The organism is Pseudomonas sp. TH04 (assembly GCF_016651355.1).
Taxonomy (GTDB): Bacteria; Pseudomonadota; Gammaproteobacteria; order Pseudomonadales; family Pseudomonadaceae; genus Aquipseudomonas; species Aquipseudomonas fluorescens.
Map to the genome: position 1 here is coordinate 2,026,052 of NZ_JAEKEA010000001.1, position 15,213 is coordinate 2,041,264.

Annotated in this window: 16 protein-coding genes; 3 read left to right on the forward strand and 13 right to left on the reverse strand. The window is 60.6% G+C overall.

What is annotated here, in order from left to right:
• Window positions 1–7: 7 nt before the first annotated feature.
• The 10 genes from pcaD to pcaR all read right to left on the reverse strand — a co-directional run bounded on the left by pcaD (window position 8) and on the right by pcaR (window position 10,403).
• Window positions 8–799 (reverse strand): 3-oxoadipate enol-lactonase, encoded by a 792-nt coding sequence (gene pcaD / locus JFT85_RS09085; RefSeq protein ID WP_053254821.1) that lies wholly within the window; start codon window positions 797–799, stop codon window positions 8–10.
• A gap of 10 nt (window positions 800–809) precedes the next feature.
• A complete protein-coding gene (locus JFT85_RS09090; RefSeq protein WP_201229731.1) occupies window positions 810–2,174 on the reverse strand; it encodes a 3-carboxy-cis,cis-muconate cycloisomerase in 1,365 nt (454 codons plus the stop codon).
• Window positions 2,175–2,184: 10 nt separating this feature from the next.
• On the reverse strand, window positions 2,185–3,480 hold the full coding sequence (locus JFT85_RS09095) for an MFS family transporter (RefSeq protein WP_053254819.1): 1,296 nt from the start codon (window positions 3,478–3,480) through the stop codon (window positions 2,185–2,187).
• Between the two features lie 182 nt (window positions 3,481–3,662).
• The gene (gene pcaG, locus JFT85_RS09100) at window positions 3,663–4,229 is read right to left on the reverse strand and encodes a protocatechuate 3,4-dioxygenase subunit alpha (RefSeq protein WP_201229733.1); all 567 of its coding nucleotides are present in this window, start codon (window positions 4,227–4,229) and stop codon (window positions 3,663–3,665) included.
• A gap of 1 nt (window position 4,230) precedes the next feature.
• Window positions 4,231–4,935 (reverse strand): protocatechuate 3,4-dioxygenase subunit beta, encoded by a 705-nt coding sequence (pcaH, locus tag JFT85_RS09105; protein WP_053254817.1) that lies wholly within the window; start codon window positions 4,933–4,935, stop codon window positions 4,231–4,233.
• Between the two features lie 17 nt (window positions 4,936–4,952).
• Entirely contained in the window at window positions 4,953–6,158 is a 1,206-nt protein-coding gene (gene pcaF, locus JFT85_RS09110) for a 3-oxoadipyl-CoA thiolase (protein WP_171902627.1), read from the reverse strand.
• Window positions 6,155–6,934: a CoA-transferase subunit beta gene (locus tag JFT85_RS09115; RefSeq protein WP_069552634.1), complete on the reverse strand. Its 780-nt coding sequence runs from the start codon at window positions 6,932–6,934 to the stop codon at window positions 6,155–6,157. The genes pcaF and JFT85_RS09115 overlap by 4 nt, the downstream gene beginning before the upstream one ends.
• Window positions 6,934–7,791 (reverse strand): CoA transferase subunit A, encoded by an 858-nt coding sequence (locus tag JFT85_RS09120; RefSeq protein WP_078827847.1) that lies wholly within the window; start codon window positions 7,789–7,791, stop codon window positions 6,934–6,936. Before JFT85_RS09120 ends, JFT85_RS09115 begins: the two co-directional genes overlap by 1 nt.
• Before the next feature lie 282 nt (window positions 7,792–8,073).
• Window positions 8,074–9,414 carry an MFS transporter gene (locus JFT85_RS09125; protein WP_053254813.1) on the reverse strand — a complete coding sequence of 447 codons (1,341 nt, stop codon included), beginning with the start codon at window positions 9,412–9,414 and terminating at the stop codon, window positions 8,074–8,076.
• 146 nt (window positions 9,415–9,560) lie between these two features.
• Window positions 9,561–10,403 carry a pca regulon transcriptional regulator PcaR gene (gene pcaR, locus JFT85_RS09130; RefSeq protein ID WP_034103970.1) on the reverse strand — a complete coding sequence of 281 codons (843 nt, stop codon included), beginning with the start codon at window positions 10,401–10,403 and terminating at the stop codon, window positions 9,561–9,563.
• A gap of 569 nt (window positions 10,404–10,972) precedes the next feature.
• Here pcaR and JFT85_RS09135 point away from each other — a divergent pair.
• Window positions 10,973–11,173: a hypothetical protein gene (locus JFT85_RS09135; RefSeq protein WP_003172389.1), complete on the forward strand. Its 201-nt coding sequence runs from the start codon at window positions 10,973–10,975 to the stop codon at window positions 11,171–11,173.
• A 332-nt stretch (window positions 11,174–11,505) separates the two neighbouring features.
• Window positions 11,506–12,981: an inorganic phosphate transporter gene (locus tag JFT85_RS09140; protein WP_053254812.1), complete on the forward strand. Its 1,476-nt coding sequence runs from the start codon at window positions 11,506–11,508 to the stop codon at window positions 12,979–12,981.
• A gap of 151 nt (window positions 12,982–13,132) precedes the next feature.
• On the opposite strand, the gene ccoM is transcribed toward JFT85_RS09140, so the two are convergent.
• The 3 genes from ccoM to JFT85_RS09150 all read right to left on the reverse strand — a co-directional run bounded on the left by ccoM (window position 13,133) and on the right by JFT85_RS09150 (window position 14,143).
• Window positions 13,133–13,249, reverse strand: a complete 117-nt coding sequence (gene ccoM / locus JFT85_RS28595) for a cytochrome c oxidase subunit CcoM (RefSeq protein WP_053254811.1) — start codon at window positions 13,247–13,249, stop codon at window positions 13,133–13,135.
• A gap of 145 nt (window positions 13,250–13,394) precedes the next feature.
• Window positions 13,395–13,556, reverse strand: a complete 162-nt coding sequence (locus tag JFT85_RS09145; RefSeq protein WP_096236836.1) for a hypothetical protein — start codon at window positions 13,554–13,556, stop codon at window positions 13,395–13,397.
• A gap of 101 nt (window positions 13,557–13,657) precedes the next feature.
• A complete protein-coding gene (locus JFT85_RS09150; protein WP_053254810.1) occupies window positions 13,658–14,143 on the reverse strand; it encodes a lipocalin-like domain-containing protein in 486 nt (161 codons plus the stop codon).
• A 159-nt stretch (window positions 14,144–14,302) separates the two neighbouring features.
• Between JFT85_RS09150 and JFT85_RS09155 the strand changes: the two genes are divergently transcribed.
• Window positions 14,303–15,175: a LysR substrate-binding domain-containing protein gene (locus JFT85_RS09155; RefSeq protein ID WP_053254809.1), complete on the forward strand. Its 873-nt coding sequence runs from the start codon at window positions 14,303–14,305 to the stop codon at window positions 15,173–15,175.
• The last annotated feature ends 38 nt before the right edge of the window (window positions 15,176–15,213 follow it).

Below are 15,213 nucleotides of genomic sequence, written 5' to 3' on the forward strand. Positions count from 1 at the left end.
AAGCTCCTTAGCGGGCCAGCAGGAATTCCAGCACACGGTTGCTGAAATCAGCGCCGGCCTGAACATTGGACAGGTGCGCTGCGTAGAACTCGGCGTACTCGGCGCCCTTGACCTGCTGCTGGATAAAATGACTGCCGGCTGGCGGGGTGACGGCGTCTTCGGTGCCGGCAATGACCAGGGTCGGCACCTGGATCTTCGACAGTTGTTCACGCAAATCCGCATCGCGCACCGCCGCGCAATTGGCCGCGTAACCCTCAGGCGAGGTGGCGGCGAGCATGTCGGTAATCTGCCGGGCCTGGTGCGGGTTGGCGGCGGCGAAATCGGCGGTGAACCAGCGTGCAATCGACGCATCGCGAAGCGCAACCATGGCTGCCGCGCCGTCGCGCAACACCATGTCGATACGTGGGTTCCAGATGTCCGGGGTACCGATCTTCGCGGCGGTGTTGCACACCACCAGGCGCTGCAGACGGTGACCGGCATTGATGCCCAGCCACTGACCGATCAGGCCGCCCATGGACAGCCCGCAAAAATGCGCACGCTGGATATCCAGCGCATCCAGCAACGCGATCACGTCGCGGCCAAGTTGCTCAATGCTGTAGGGGCCCTTGCTCACCAGGGATTTACCGTGGCCCCGGGTGTCTAGCCGCAGCACGCGAAAATGCGCGGTGAAGGCCGGGATCTGGATGTCCCACATATGCAAATCGGTGCCCAACGAATTGGACAGTACCAACACCGGCGCGTCGACCGGACCGTCCAATTGGTAATGCAGTTCGCCCTCGGCGAGTTGTACAAAGGCCACAGCGGTCTCCTTACGCGGTCAATGCAAAATGGTCGGTCACCGCACGGGTGACCCAAGTGTGGGCCTGGCCCAGGTAATGGGCCGGGTCGAGTAGACGGTCGAGTTCGGCCGCCGACAGCTCGGCGGTGACCTGCGGCTCATCCGCCAGCACCGCGCGTAAATGGCGGTGTTCGGCGACGGCACGTTTGCAGCATTGTTCCAGCAGGTGGTGCGCGGTCTCGCGCCCCAGGCGCTGGGCAAGCACACTGCTGACGGCTTCGGCCAGCACCAGGCCCTGGGTCAAATCAAGGTTGTGGGCCATACGCTCGGGGTCGACTTCCAAGCCTTCGCTGATCAGCAACGCCTGTTTCAAGGCGCCGGACACCAACCGGCAGATCTGCGGCAGGGTTTCCCATTCGGCATGCCAGAGGCCCAAGCTGCGCTCGTGTTCCTGGGGCATGGCGCTGAACATCGTCGCCACCAGGCCCGGTACGCGTGTGGCAGCGCTGATCAGCACGGCCGCACCGACCGGGTTGCGTTTGTGTGGCATGGTCGACGAGCCACCTTTACCCGGCGCCGACGGCTCGAACACCTCGGCCGCCTCGGTCTGCATCAACAAGCTGATATCACGCCCCACTTTACCCAGGCTGCCGGCGATCAAGCCGAGCACGCTGGCGAACTCCACCAGGCGGTCACGTTGGGTGTGCCAGGGTTGCTCGGGCAGGCTCAGTTGCAACTCAGCCGCCAAGGCTTCGGCGACGGGCATGGCGTGTTCGCCGAGCGCCGCCAGGGTGCCGGACGCACCGCCGAACTGCAGCACCAGCAAGCGTGGCTTCAGTTCGGCAAGGCGCTGACGACTGCGTGTCACGGCGCCCAGCCAACCGGCAATTTTCATCCCCAGCGTCACCGGTGTGGCGTGCTGCAACCAGGTGCGGCCGGCCAACGGCACCTGCGCGTAAAGCTGGGCTTGCGCCGCAAGCACCTCGCCCAATTGCGCCAGGTCGGTTTCGATCAACCCCACCGCGCGCCGCAATTGCAGGACCAGGCCGGTGTCCATCACGTCCTGGCTGGTGGCGCCCAAATGCACATAACGCTCGGCCCCCGCGTCTTCACTGGCAATCAATTTGCCCAGCGCCTTCACCAGCGGAATCGCGGAGTTGCCCGCCGTGGCAATCGCCACGCCGAGGGCATCCACGTCATACAAAGACGCCAGGCACGCCTGGGCAATCGGTGCGACCGCGGCCTGCGGAATCAACCCGACCCCGGCCTGCGCCCGGGCCAGCGCCGCTTCGAAATCCAGCATGCCCTGCAAACGCCCCTCGTCGCAGAACACCTCAGCCATGCTGTCAGCGGTGAAGTAGGCGTCGAACAGTTGATTGCTCGTGCGCAGTGTCATAACTCATCCCTTACAAATCGTGATGCAGGTACGCCGCCTCTTTCGGCAGGCGCAAGCTGAACAGGAAGGCCACCGCCATCATCGCGGTGACGTACCAATAGAAGGTGTTTTCCATGCCGATGGACTTCAGGCTCAGCGCGACGACTTCCGCCGAACCGCCAAACACCGCATTCGCCACCGCATAGGCCAGGCCCACGCCCAACGCACGCACCTGGGGCGGAAACATCTCCGCTTTGACCAGGCCGCTGATGGAGGTGTAGAAGCTGACAATCGCCAGGGCCAGGGTGATCAGCACAAAGGCCAGGAACGGACTGCTGACGGTTTTCAGGGTCAGCAGGATCGGTACGGTAAACAGGGTGCCAAGGCCGGCAAACCAGAGCATCGAATTACGTCGGCCGATCTTGTCCGCCAACATGCCGAACAGCGGCTGCATGCACATATACAGGAACAGCGCGCCGGTCATGATGTAGCTCGACGTCTTGGCGTGCATGCCAACGGTGTTCACCAAATACTTCTGCATGTAAGTGGTGAATGTGTAGAAAATCAGCGAGCCGCCGGCGGTATAACCCAGCACCGTCACGAACGCTTTACCGTGGTCGCGAAACAGCGCGACGACGCTGCCGGCGTCCTTGTCCTGACGCATTTCCTTGCTGGTGGTTTCCTTGAGCGTGCGTCGCAACAACAGCGAAATCACCGCGGCAATCGCGCCGATCACGAATGGAATCCGCCAGCCCCAGGCGCGCAATTCGTCTTCGGTGAGGATTTGTTGCAGGATCACCACCACCAGCACCGCCAGTAACTGGCCGCCGATCAGGGTCACGTATTGGAACGAAGCGAAGAAACCGCGCTGGCCCTTGAGGGCAACTTCACTCATGTAGGTGGCCGTGGTGCCGTATTCGCCACCCACTGACAAGCCCTGGAACAGGCGTGCTACCAGCAGCAAGGCCGGGGCCCAGGCGCCAATGTCTTTATAAGTGGGCAAGAACGCGATGACCAGGGAACCGGCGCACATCATCAGCACCGAGATCATCATCGAGTTTTTGCGCCCGTGCTTGTCGGCCACCCGGCCAAACAGCCAGCCGCCGATAGGCCGCATCAGGAACCCGGCGGCGAACACGCCGGCAGTGTTGAGCAGTTGGACCGTTGGGTCATCCGACGGAAAAAACGCCGGGGCGAAGTAAATGGCGCAGAACGCGTAGACGTAGAAGTCGAACCATTCGACGAGGTTGCCGGAGGAAGCACCGACAATCGCAAAAATCCGTTTTTTGCGTTCTTCTCCGGTGTAGTGACTCGTTGTTGTTGTCATGTTTTTTCACTCAGTGGGAACGGTTATAGCCTAGACATACTTTGCAACAACCATGTTCCGCAAGCAGACTTTTGCATATCGGTTGCCTGCAAGGGCCGCATCGCGGACAAACCCGGCGCCCACATTTGACCGTAATCACCTGTGGGAGCCGGGCCTGCCTGCGATGAGGCCCTTAAGCCGACTCAATAGTCGAAGAACACCGTTTCCTTGTCCGTGCCCTGCAAAATCACATTCCACTGATGCACACCGCCTACATCCGCCTTGGCAATCAAGGTGCTGCGCCGCTCTGCAGGCACACACGCCAGTAACGGGTCATCGCCATTGAGCGCTTCACCGTCAAAATAAATCCGCGTCAGCAAGTGCTTCACCAAGCCACGGGCAAACACCAGCACCACCAGGTGCGGCGCCTGGGTCGTGCCGTTCAGGCCCGGCACGCTGCCCGGCTTGATGGTGGTGAATCGAAAACGCCCTTCGGCGTCCACCGGCACCCGGCCAAAGCCTTCGAAGTTCGGGTCGACAGCCTTTTCCTGTTCATCTTCCGGGTGGTCGTATTTACCGGCGGCATTGGCCTGCCAGACTTCAAGCATGGCGTCGTTGACGACATCACCGTTGCCGTCCACTACTTGCCCGCTGATCGCCACGCGTTCGCCCAGGGTCGCGGGCACGGTCAAGTCTTCGCGGTTCAGCCAGGTCAGGCCGATGTGGTAATACGGCCCGACGGTGTGGGACGTGGTCGCGTTGAGTGTCATCTCATTTCTCCATCGGCGTGGCGTCGCGGCCGCGCAGGACGATGTCCCAGCGGTAGCCGAGGGCATAGGAAGGAATGGTTTTTTCCAGGTCGAAGCGGGCGATCAAGCGCTGCTTGGCCGAGGTGTCCGGCACACAGTTATAGATCGGGTCATATTCAAGCAATGGGTCGCCGGGGAAGTACATCTGCGTCACCAGACGCGTCAGCACACTCGGGCCGAACAGCGAAAAATGGATATGCGCCGGGCGCCACGCGTTGTGATGGTTGCCCCATGGGTAGGCGCCAGGCTTGATGGTCTGGAACTGATACCAGCCATCGGCGTCGGTGACGGTGCGGCCGGTACCGGTGAAGTTCGGGTCCAGCGGCGCGTCGTGCAGGTCACGCTTGTGGTTGTAGCGACCGGCGGCGTTGGCCTGCCAGATCTCCACCAGAATGCCCGGCACGGGCAGACCGTTTTCATCCAGCACGCGGCCATGGATGATGATGCGTTCGCCCTGGGGCTCGCCATCGTGCTGGGCGGTGAGGTCGTTATCCTTCTCGTTAACCCGCTCGGCGCCGATGGTCGGGCCGGTGATTTCCGACAAGGAATGGGGCAGGAACACCAACGGCTTGGACGGCGAACGCAGGTTCGTCGACTGGTAGGCCGGGTGCAGGTAATCCGGTTGAGTGCCCGCTTGCGGGCGCCGATATCCAGGCTTGTCACTCATGGAGCAATCCTCTCTTATTAGATGCGTTCAATTGCCAGGGCCAGGCCTTGGCCCACGCCCACACACATGGTCGCCAGGCCTTTGCGGCCGCCGGTTTTTTCCAGCTGGTGCAACGCCGTCAATACCAGACGCGCGCCGCTCATACCCAGCGGATGGCCGAGGGCGATGGCGCCGCCGTTCGGGTTCACCTGAGGCGCGTCATCTGCAATACCCAGCTCACGCAGCACCGCCAGGCCCTGGCTGGCGAAGGCTTCGTTGAGTTCGATCACGTCAAAGTCGGTGACCGCCAACCCCAGGCGCTCCACCAGTTTGCGTACCGCCGGCACCGGGCCGATGCCCATCACCCGCGGCGCGACACCCGCACTGGCCATGCCCAATACCCGAGCGCGGGCGGTGAGGCCGTGTTTCTTGACCGCTTCAGCCGAGGCCAAAATCAGCGCTGCCGCGCCATCGTTCACGCCAGAAGCATTGCCGGCAGTGACGGTTTTGTCGGCGCCATTCACCGGTTTGAGTTTGGCCAGGGCCTCCAGCGTGGTGTCCGCTCGAGGGTGTTCATCCTGATCCACAACGGTTTCGCCTTTTTTATGGGCGACGCGCACCGGCACGATTTCTTCAGCGAAGAACCCGGCGGCTTGCGCGACGGCGGTACGTTGCTGGCTGCGCAGGGCAAAGGCGTCCTGGTCGGCGCGTGACACCTTATAGTCGTCAGCCACGTTATCAGCGGTCTGCGGCATGGCATCCACGCCGTATTGGGCCTTCATCAGCGGGTTGATAAAACGCCAGCCGATGGTGGTGTCTTCCAGTTTCATGGCGCGTGAAAAGGCGGCGTCAGCTTTGCCCATCACGAACGGTGCGCGTGACATCGACTCGACGCCACCGGCAATCGCCAGCTCCATTTCACCACTGGCGATGGCGCGAAACGCCGTGCCTATGGCGTCCATGCCCGAAGCGCACAGGCGGTTGAGGGTCACACCCGGAATGCTCTCCGGCAGGCCCGCCAACAACAGCGCCATGCGCGCGACGTTGCGGTTGTCTTCACCGGCCTGGTTGGCGCAGCCAAGAAACACCTCATCAACGGCAGTCCAATCCACCGAGGGGTTGCGCGCGACCAGTGCCTTGATCGGCAAGGCGGCCAGGTCATCGGCGCGTACCGTGGACAAACCACCGCCAAACCGGCCGATGGGCGTGCGGATGGCGTCACAGATAAATACGTCGCGCATCAGGCTTCTCCCGGCGCTTGGCCATGGGCGGCGGCGGTGCGTGCTTCGAGATCACGCAAGGCCGTGAGTTCTACGTCGGTCGGCGCGGCGGTGGTGCTCACCTGGTCGGCAAAGCGGATCGCCCAACCGGTGGCCGCGATCACTTGCTCACGGGTCACGCCAGGGTGCAACGCGGTCACCACAAACTCGTGGCTGCCCTCCTCCGGTTCCATGATGCACAGGTCGGTAATAATCCCTACAGGACCGGCCCCCGGCAGGCCCAGGCGTTTGCGCGAATCGCCGCCTTCACCGTGGCCGACCGACGTGATGAAGTCGAGCTTGTCGACAAACGAACGGGCCGACTGCTTGAGGATGATCAGCACGCTCTTGGCCGAGCCGGCGATTTCCGGCGCGCCACCGGCACCTGGCAGGCGCACTTTGGGGTGGTGATAATCGCCGACCACGGTGGTGTTGATGTTGCCGAAGCGGTCGACCTGAGCGGCGCCGAGGAAGCCGACGTCGATACGCCCGCCTTGCAGCCAGTAGCGAAAAATCTCACCGGTCGGTACGACGGTGTCAGCGGTTTCCGCCAACTCGCCATCGCCGATAGACAGGGGCAATACAGACGGCTTGGCGCCTATCGGGCCGGATTCGTAGATCAGCACCACATCCGGCGACGAGGTCAGGCGTGCCAGGTTGGCGGCCTTGGAGGGCAAGCCGATGCCGACGAAGCACACCGAGTTGTTCTTGAGGCGGCGCGCGGCGGCGACGGTCATCATTTCATTGGTCGAGTAAGCCATTACTTGGCCTCCTGCGCGGCGGCCAGCTTGGCCTGGAATTCACGGAAGTCGGCGGTGCCATGGATGTATTCGTCGATCCAGGCGGTGAAGGTCTCACGGTCGCGGGCGATCGGGTCCCACGCCTGATAGAAACGGTTGTCGCGCTCGTTGTAACCGTGGGCGTAGGACGGGTGCGCACCGCCGGGCACATGGCACACCGCAGTCAGGGCCCAGGTCGGCAGCACACAGCTGTTCATCGGCGCGTTCAAGTCATCGACGATTTCTTCCACCGTGACGATGCAACGCTTGGCCGCCAAGGCCGCTTCCTTCTGCACGCCGAGAATGCCCCAGAGCAACACGTTGCCCTTGCGGTCGGCCTTTTGGGCGTGGATCACGGTGATGTCCGGACGTACCGACGGCACCGCCGCCAGCACTTCGCCGGTGAACGGGCAGGTCACGCTTTTGATCAATGGGTTGACCTTGGGCAGATCGGAACCGGCGTAGGCGCGCAGCACCGCGAACGGTAGGCCCGAGGCACCGGCGACGTAGGCATTGGCCAGGTCGGCATGGCTGTGCTCTTCGATCTCCAACGGTTGCGGCCACTGCTTCTCGACTGCGTCACGCAGGCGATGCAGAGAACCCACACCCGGGTTGCCGCCCCACGAGAAAATCAACTTGCGGGCGCAACCGGCGCCGATCAACTGGTCGTAGATCAGGTCAGGCGTCATACGCACCAGCGTCAGGTCTTTCTTGCCCTGACGAATGATTTCATGACCCGCTGCGGTAGGGATCAGGTGAGTAAAGCCTTCGAGTGCGACGGTATCGCCGTCGTTCACGAATTGCTTCACGGCGTCACGCAGCGCAAGAATTTCAGCCATGGGGTCGGGCTCCCGGTGTTGATCGAAAAAGGCGCTGAGGTCGCGCCGAAGTGCTTGAAGGTTAAGCCGTGGCCATGGGCCGAACAATCCGATAATCGACTCACTGTTCGATTATCGAACGGATTGTTGTCTAGCTAACCGTTTCTGAAAAACCGCCATCCGCCCGTGGGCGCGGTCTGTGTGGGCACTGGCGTGCCTGCCATCGCATCGACTCGGCCCACCTGTTGGACCGCGTCGCTTGCATCGCAAGCACGCCTGCTCCCACAGGAATGGCGACCGTTTTTATGTGGCATCCGCATGGCTGACCATGCCTTTGATCACCACCGCTGCGGTGGCCAATGCGGCCGGGATCACCAGCGCCGTCAGCACTTGCTCGAAGTTCCAGCCCAGGCCCAATAAGGTGGCGCCCATCCACGCGCCGAGGATCGCGCCGAAGCGGCCGATGCCGAGCATCCACGACACGCCCGTGGCGCGACCTTGGGTCGGGTAGAAACGTGCGGCCAGGGATGGCATCGCCGATTGCGCACCGTTGACACACATCCCGGCGATCAGCACCAGGGTCGCCAGCAGCGTGATATTGCCCAGGCTCTGGCCTACCGCGTAGGCAAACACCCCGGCAAGCAGGTAGAAAATGCCGATGACCTTGTGCGGGTTGAACCGGTCCATTGCCCAGCCCACACCCACCGCACTCAGTACCCCGCCGAACTGGAACAAGGCACCGATAAACGCGGCCTGTTCCATGCTGGCGCCACTGTCGCGCATCAAGGTTGGCAACCAACTGGTCAGCAGGTAAACAATCACCAGGCCCATGAAGTAGGTAAGCCACAGCAACAAGGTGCCGGCGCTGTAGGTGCCGGAGAAGATCACCGCGAAGACGTTGCGAGCCTTGACGGTTTTTTGCTCGGGCACGCTGAAACTGCTGGCCTGGGCGACAAGGTTGGGCTCGATGGGAGACAAGGTCTTGCGCACCCGGTCAGTGCCGCGATTGCGCACTACCAGGTAACGCGCCGATTCCGGCAACCACACCAACAGCACCACCGCCAGCAGCAACGGCAGGATGCCGCCGATCAGCAGCAAACTATGCCAGCCGAACGCCGGGATCAGCTTGGCCGAGATAAACCCGCCACCGGCCATGCCCAGGTTGAACCCACAGAACATGCTGGTCACCAGCAGCGATTTATGGCGCTCGGGGGTGTATTCGGAGAGCAGCGTTGTCGCGTTCGGCATCCCCGCGCCCAAGCCCAGGCCGGTCAGGAAGCGCAACACCAGCAGTTGGTCGACATTGGCGCTGTAGGCCGAAGCCAAACTGAACGCGCCAAATACCAGGACCGCACCGACCAACACCACTTTGCGGCCGAAGCGGTCAGCCAGCGGGCCGGAACCGAGTGCGCCAAACACCATGCCGATCAACGCAGCACTCATCACCGGGCCGAGGCTGGCGCGGTCGATCCCCCAATCCTGGGACAGCGCGGGCGCAATAAACCCCATGGCGGCGGTGTCGAGGCCATCAAGGAAGACGATCAGGAAACACAGGATCACCACGCGCCACTGATAGCGCGACAGCGGCTGGGCATTGATAAAGGACTGCACGTCCAGGTTAATACCGACAGAAGGTTGATTCATTATTGTTATTTCCACACCGATGGCGGGCTGGCGGCCTGGGGCCGTCATTATTATTGGGGCGACGCTGAGAGCGCTGCCGCACATTAATAAGCCTTGGGAAACACCGTCAATTGATCAAGCCTGGATCTGTGCGGTCACCGAACACCTTAGGCAAACAATTGCGCACTTAACTCACGGCTGGCACTGAGCATGCTCGGCAGGAAACGCTGCTCCAGCTCACTGCGACTGACCCGCCCGGCGTGTGTGCTGACATTCAGCGCGGCCAACACCTGGCCGGAGGCGTCATACACCGGCACGGCGATGGAGCGCAGGCCCTGCTCCAGTTCCTGGTCAACGATGCACCAGCCTTGCTGACGCACTTGTTGCAAGCACTCGAACAACGCTTCGGGGGTGGTCAGGGTACGGCTGGTCTTGGTCTGCAGCTCGGCGTGGTCGAGGTAGTCCTGCAACGAAGCGTCATCGAGCGCGGCGAGCAGGATTCGGCCCATGGAAGTGCAATAGGCCGGCAAGCGCCCGCCCACCGACAGGTCCACGGAAATCAGGCGCTGAGTGGTGGCGGAACGCGCGATATAAAGGATGTCGTCGCCTTCCAGTGTCGCCATGTTGCAGGCTTCATGCAGCTGCTCGCTCATGCGGTCCAGGTACGGCTGGGCCGACACGGCCAGTGGCGTGGACGACAAATAGGCATGGCCCAGGGTCAAGACTTTGGGCAACAGCGAGTAGGTACGCCCATCGGTGGTGGCATAACCGAGCTTGATCAAGGTGTGCAGGCAGCGACGCACGGCGGCGCGGGGGATTTCGGTACGGTGGCTGATCTGGGCGATGGTCAGGTGGCGCTTGCGCTCCTGAAACGCCTGGACCACAGCCAGGCCACGCGCCAGGGAGGTCATGAAGTCCGGATCACCGGTAAACGCCTGGATGCGCTTGGCCGGTGAAGCCACGATCGGCGGCGCCACTGACGCGAAGGAGTTGCGCAATTGATCGTTCATTTCAGGGTCCTTCTCTTATTTTCAACCGCTGGGAGGGTTGGCCGCTATTACAAGCCGCGCCAGCCGGGATGTACAAGGCAGCACCGGCAACATTGGGCGATTATCGGACGATCATGCGATTATCGCAATTTGGCGAGCGCGCGCGGGTCAGTCTCGACACCTCAAGTTTAGGGTTTGTCTGATAGCGTCATAAAGTTCGAGTATTCATGCTGACATTTAGAAACGCGCACATTGATGTCGGCGCTTTTTGCAAATACCGACGTTCACATGTAACAAAACCCTCACACAACATTGACGCTTTTTAACTTCACGATGATAGTGTTATTCAAATGCGCCGCTATAATGCAACCTGTGCAGAGGTCGGCCCGGTATCACAATCGGGATGGGAGCTCACCAGGCGATGCCGTCGCATGCATCACAGGTCACAAGTACCCGCTTAAAAGATCTGCCCTTTGGCCGCCTTTCAAACTTGAATGGTTCTACCGTTCAATTTGAAACACCCCGAGGACGCCTTTCAGGTATGACGCTGCACACTCAATAAACTCAACTCATCTCAATTAGGTAACACTGTGACGAAAGACGAACTGCGCGCGGAACTTGAGCGCCAGGAACAACGTTACAAGGACGTTTACGGCGGGGAAGTCACCACCTACGCCGCTCAGCCTGAGCCGGAGCGCAAACCATGGCGCAAGCGCGCCAGTTTGCTGGATCAGGCATTTGCCCAGGAAATCCAAAAGATTGAACAGGAACTCAAAGCCGAAGAGCCATAAGCGCTTCGCTCAGAGTCCAGGGTCTTGCCGTCTCTGCCGGCCCACCACCGGCGGAGGGCACCTCGCATTGACACGAAACTGGTCAGCGTCCTGCTGCTATCAGCGAAATTTCATACAAATGTTTCAGACATGACGTTTGCGTGACAAAACCGCGTGTTTTCGACCCGGCACTTTATAAATCAAAGACTTGCCAAACCCCCGAAAACCCTGGGATGCGCCGCTTTCGCCGACATTTTTTCAATGAAGATTGTTACCGATGAGCAGCTAATGCATCGATTACTGAGGTTTTCTGGCATAATCGCGCCCCCTTACGACCGGGTCAGAAAACCTTCATGATCGATTTATTCAGCGGACTGGATGCTTGGGTTCTAGTGAGCCTGTTGCTCGCCCTGGCCTTTGTCCTCGCCTTCGAGTTCATCAATGGCTTTCATGACACCGCTAACGCGGTGGCCACAGTCATCTATACCAAAGCCATGCCGCCGCACCTGGCCGTGTTCTTCTCCGGGGTGTTCAACTTCCTCGGCGTGTTGCTCGGTGGTGTCGGTGTCGCCTACGCCATCGTGCACTTGCTGCCGGTGGAGTTGCTGATCAATGTGAATACCGGCCACGGCCTGGCCATGGTCTTCTCTTTATTGGCAGCGGCGATCACCTGGAACCTGGGCACCTGGTACTTCGGTATCCCGGCCTCCAGTTCCCACACCCTGATCGGCTCGATCCTCGGTGTCGGCCTGGCCAATGCCCTGATCAACGATATCCCCCTGGCTGACGGTGTGAACTGGCAGAAAGCGATCGATATCGGCGCCTCCCTGGTGTTCTCGCCGATGGCTGGCTTCCTGGTCGCAGCCCTGGTGCTGCTGGGCCTGAAGTGGTGGCGCCCGCTGTCGAAAATGCACAAGACCCCGGACCAACGCCGCAAGCTTGACGACAAGAAGCACCCGCCGTTCTGGAACCGCCTGGTGCTGGTCATTTCCGCGATGGCCGTGAGCTTCGTGCACGGTTCCAACGATGGTCAGAAAGGCATCGGCCTGATCATGCTGGTGCTGATCGGTATCGTACCGGCACAGTTCGTACTCGACCTGGGCAGCACCACTTACCAGATCGAACGGACCCGCGACGCCACCGTGCATTTGAGCCAGTTCTACCAGCGTAACAACGCCACGCTCGGCGAGTTCCTGGCACTGGGTAAAAGTGTTAAAGACGACCTGCCGGGCAAGTTCCAGTGCAACCCGCAGCAGACCGAGCCAACCATCAGCGCGCTGATGGAAACGCTCAAAGGTGTCTCCGACTACCATTCGTTGACCTCCGACCACCGAATTGAAGTGCGCCGCTACCTGCTGTGCCTGGACGATACCGCGAAGAAAGTCGGCAAGCTGCCGGGCCTGGATGCGCGTGAGAAGTCCGACCTCGACAAGCTGCGCAAAGACCTGACCGCCACCACCGAGTACGCACCGTTCTGGGTGATCCTCGCGGTCGCACTGGCCTTGGGCCTGGGCACCATGGTCGGCTGGAAACGTGTGGTCCTGACCATCGGTGAGAAGATCGGCAAGCAGGGCATGACCTACGCCCAGGGCATGTCGGCGCAGATCACCACGGCGAGCATGATTGGCCTGGCCAACATCTTCAGCCTGCCGGTTTCCACCACTCACGTACTGTCTTCAGGCGTGGCCGGCACCATGGTTGCCAATAAGAGCGGCCTGCAAGGCGGCACGGTGAAGACCATTCTGATGGCTTGGGTGTTGACCTTGCCGGCAACCGTAGGCCTGTCAGCCGGGTTGTTCTGGCTGGCCTCCAAGGCGCTGGGTAATTGATAGCCCACCGCTGAAAAAGAAGGTGCGACCTCGATGAGGATCGCACCTTTTTTTATGCCGCCTATTCATGAGTGCAACTAAATCCGAGGCAAAAAAAAAGGCGACCGAAGTCGCCCAAAATGCCTTGCGTGCTCATGTAATCCGGAAAGACTTAGGGTTCTTTACGCTTTTTCGCGTCTTTCCAGATAAAAATTCCAAACCCTACAAAAAACAGCACCATGAGGCTGACGGTCAGCACCCCGGCAAACACCACATTATCGAAAAACATGACCGGCCTCCTGTGCTCATGCCCTGTTGCGATAGGGCTAAGTTAATGGAGAAGGCGGATTGGAAAATTGACCGGGATCAATGTCGCCCGCAACGGGGCTTAAAGAAGGGTAATAACTGACCTGCATCAACAGATGCAGGCTGTTTCAACGCTTTTTCGGCTTGTTCTTGGGTTTTTTCTTAACGTTACCAAGCGGCATCGCCTGCTCAAATGCCTGGCGAACTTCATTCAGTCGCTTGTCATTCAAGTCATGCACACGTTTGGCGCGTTCGGCATTCAAGTCGATCAGTTTGTCATCTTCACTCATGGCTGGGCTTACGTCGTGGCGGGAATGGCTCAATAATGCGGCCTCTCCCGCTCGACAGCAAATGCCAGGGTGAAAATCCTCGTACTTGCCTCTCCTGGCGCTTATTTATCGCGCTCAAACGTGATGATGGAACGTGTAGTCCCCGGCCAATTAGGCATTTGGCGCCAAGGCGTCAGCACTTCCAGCGTGTCGCCCCTGACCTGAAAATCGCGGCATTGCACCGTTCCCACCCACTGCGGATTCCAGGCAGAATCAACCGCTGTGCACCATTGATTGCCGTCGACCCGCTCAATTCCGGTATAAGCCACCAGCGTATTCAACAGCACTGATTTTTCTGCGTCGGACGCGCCGGCTTTTCTCCCCTCACCGGTCAACACGAAAGCCACGCGATGATCCGCGGTAAAAATAACCCGCCCGGACGGACGGCTGCCCATCGCCGGGATTTTCTCACGGGTGTCCTGGGACTCGACCTCATAACCGACCAGCTTCCAGGCCCCGACCAGCGGAGACTCATTGGCGGCGGCCGCCGCGCAAAGGCCGATTGAAATAGCCAAGCCGATCACCGTTGCCTTTATAGGATTTTTCATCGCTCTACCGTCTCAAAAAAGACACAGAGCTTTGCGCACAGCTACCCGGGGAGATGTAAGACACATCCCCAAACTACGACGGAAGAATCTGCGGGCGACAAAAGGAAGCACATCGCCCAAAATCGACACTTTCCCCCCTTAACCGGTAGGCGCACTCAGTTGGCACTGCACAATGACCTTCCGCCGCTGCTGGCCCTGCGCGCTTTTGAGGCGGTGGCGCGGCACTTGAGTTTTATCAAGGCCGCCAATGAGCTGTCGGTTACCCAGAGCGCACTCAGCCACCAAGTGCAAAAGCTCGAACAACATCTGGGCAAACCACTGTTTATCCGACGCACCCGTGCGATCGATCTGACTGCCGACGGCCAACGTTACTACGACGAAATCCGCCCCGCCCTCGACGCCATTGCCGCCGCCACCCGCACCCAACGGGTGGCGACCCGTGTCACGGTATTACGTGTCGGCCTGCTGGCATCCTTCGCCACGCTGTGGCTGGCCCCGCGTCTGGCCGGGTTTCTCAACCGCTACCCGCATATCCAGGTGGAGTTGCTGCCGGCGATTCAATTGGCCAACGTCGCCGCCGCCGAGGTCGACCTGGCCATCCGTTACGGCAAGGGCGATTGGCCCGATGTGCAAACCACCCGGCTGATGCCTGAAGTAATCTCACCCGTGTGCAGCCCGGCCTTCAAGGCCAACCAGCGAGACAACGGCGCACTGTTGATGGCCACCTCGCACCGCCCCTTCGAGTGGACGGATTGGTCTGCGCACTTCCAAGTCGACCTCAAGCAGCATCCGCACGTGCTGCTGCACGACTACAACATCGTGGTCGAAGCCGCCGTGGCCGGCCAGGGCATCGCCATGGGCCGTCACCGCTTGATCGAGCGCAAGCTGGCGGACGGCAGCCTGGTGGAAGCCTTTGAATGGCCGCCCTATCACAGCGAAATCGGCTACTGGCTGATCACCCCCCAAGGCCCCACCAGCGAAGCGGCGGAGTGCTTCAGCCAATGGCTGAAGGACGCCTGCGCCGACGCGTGAGTTATTTCGATACGTCGAGTGAGATCTATCCGTTTGTC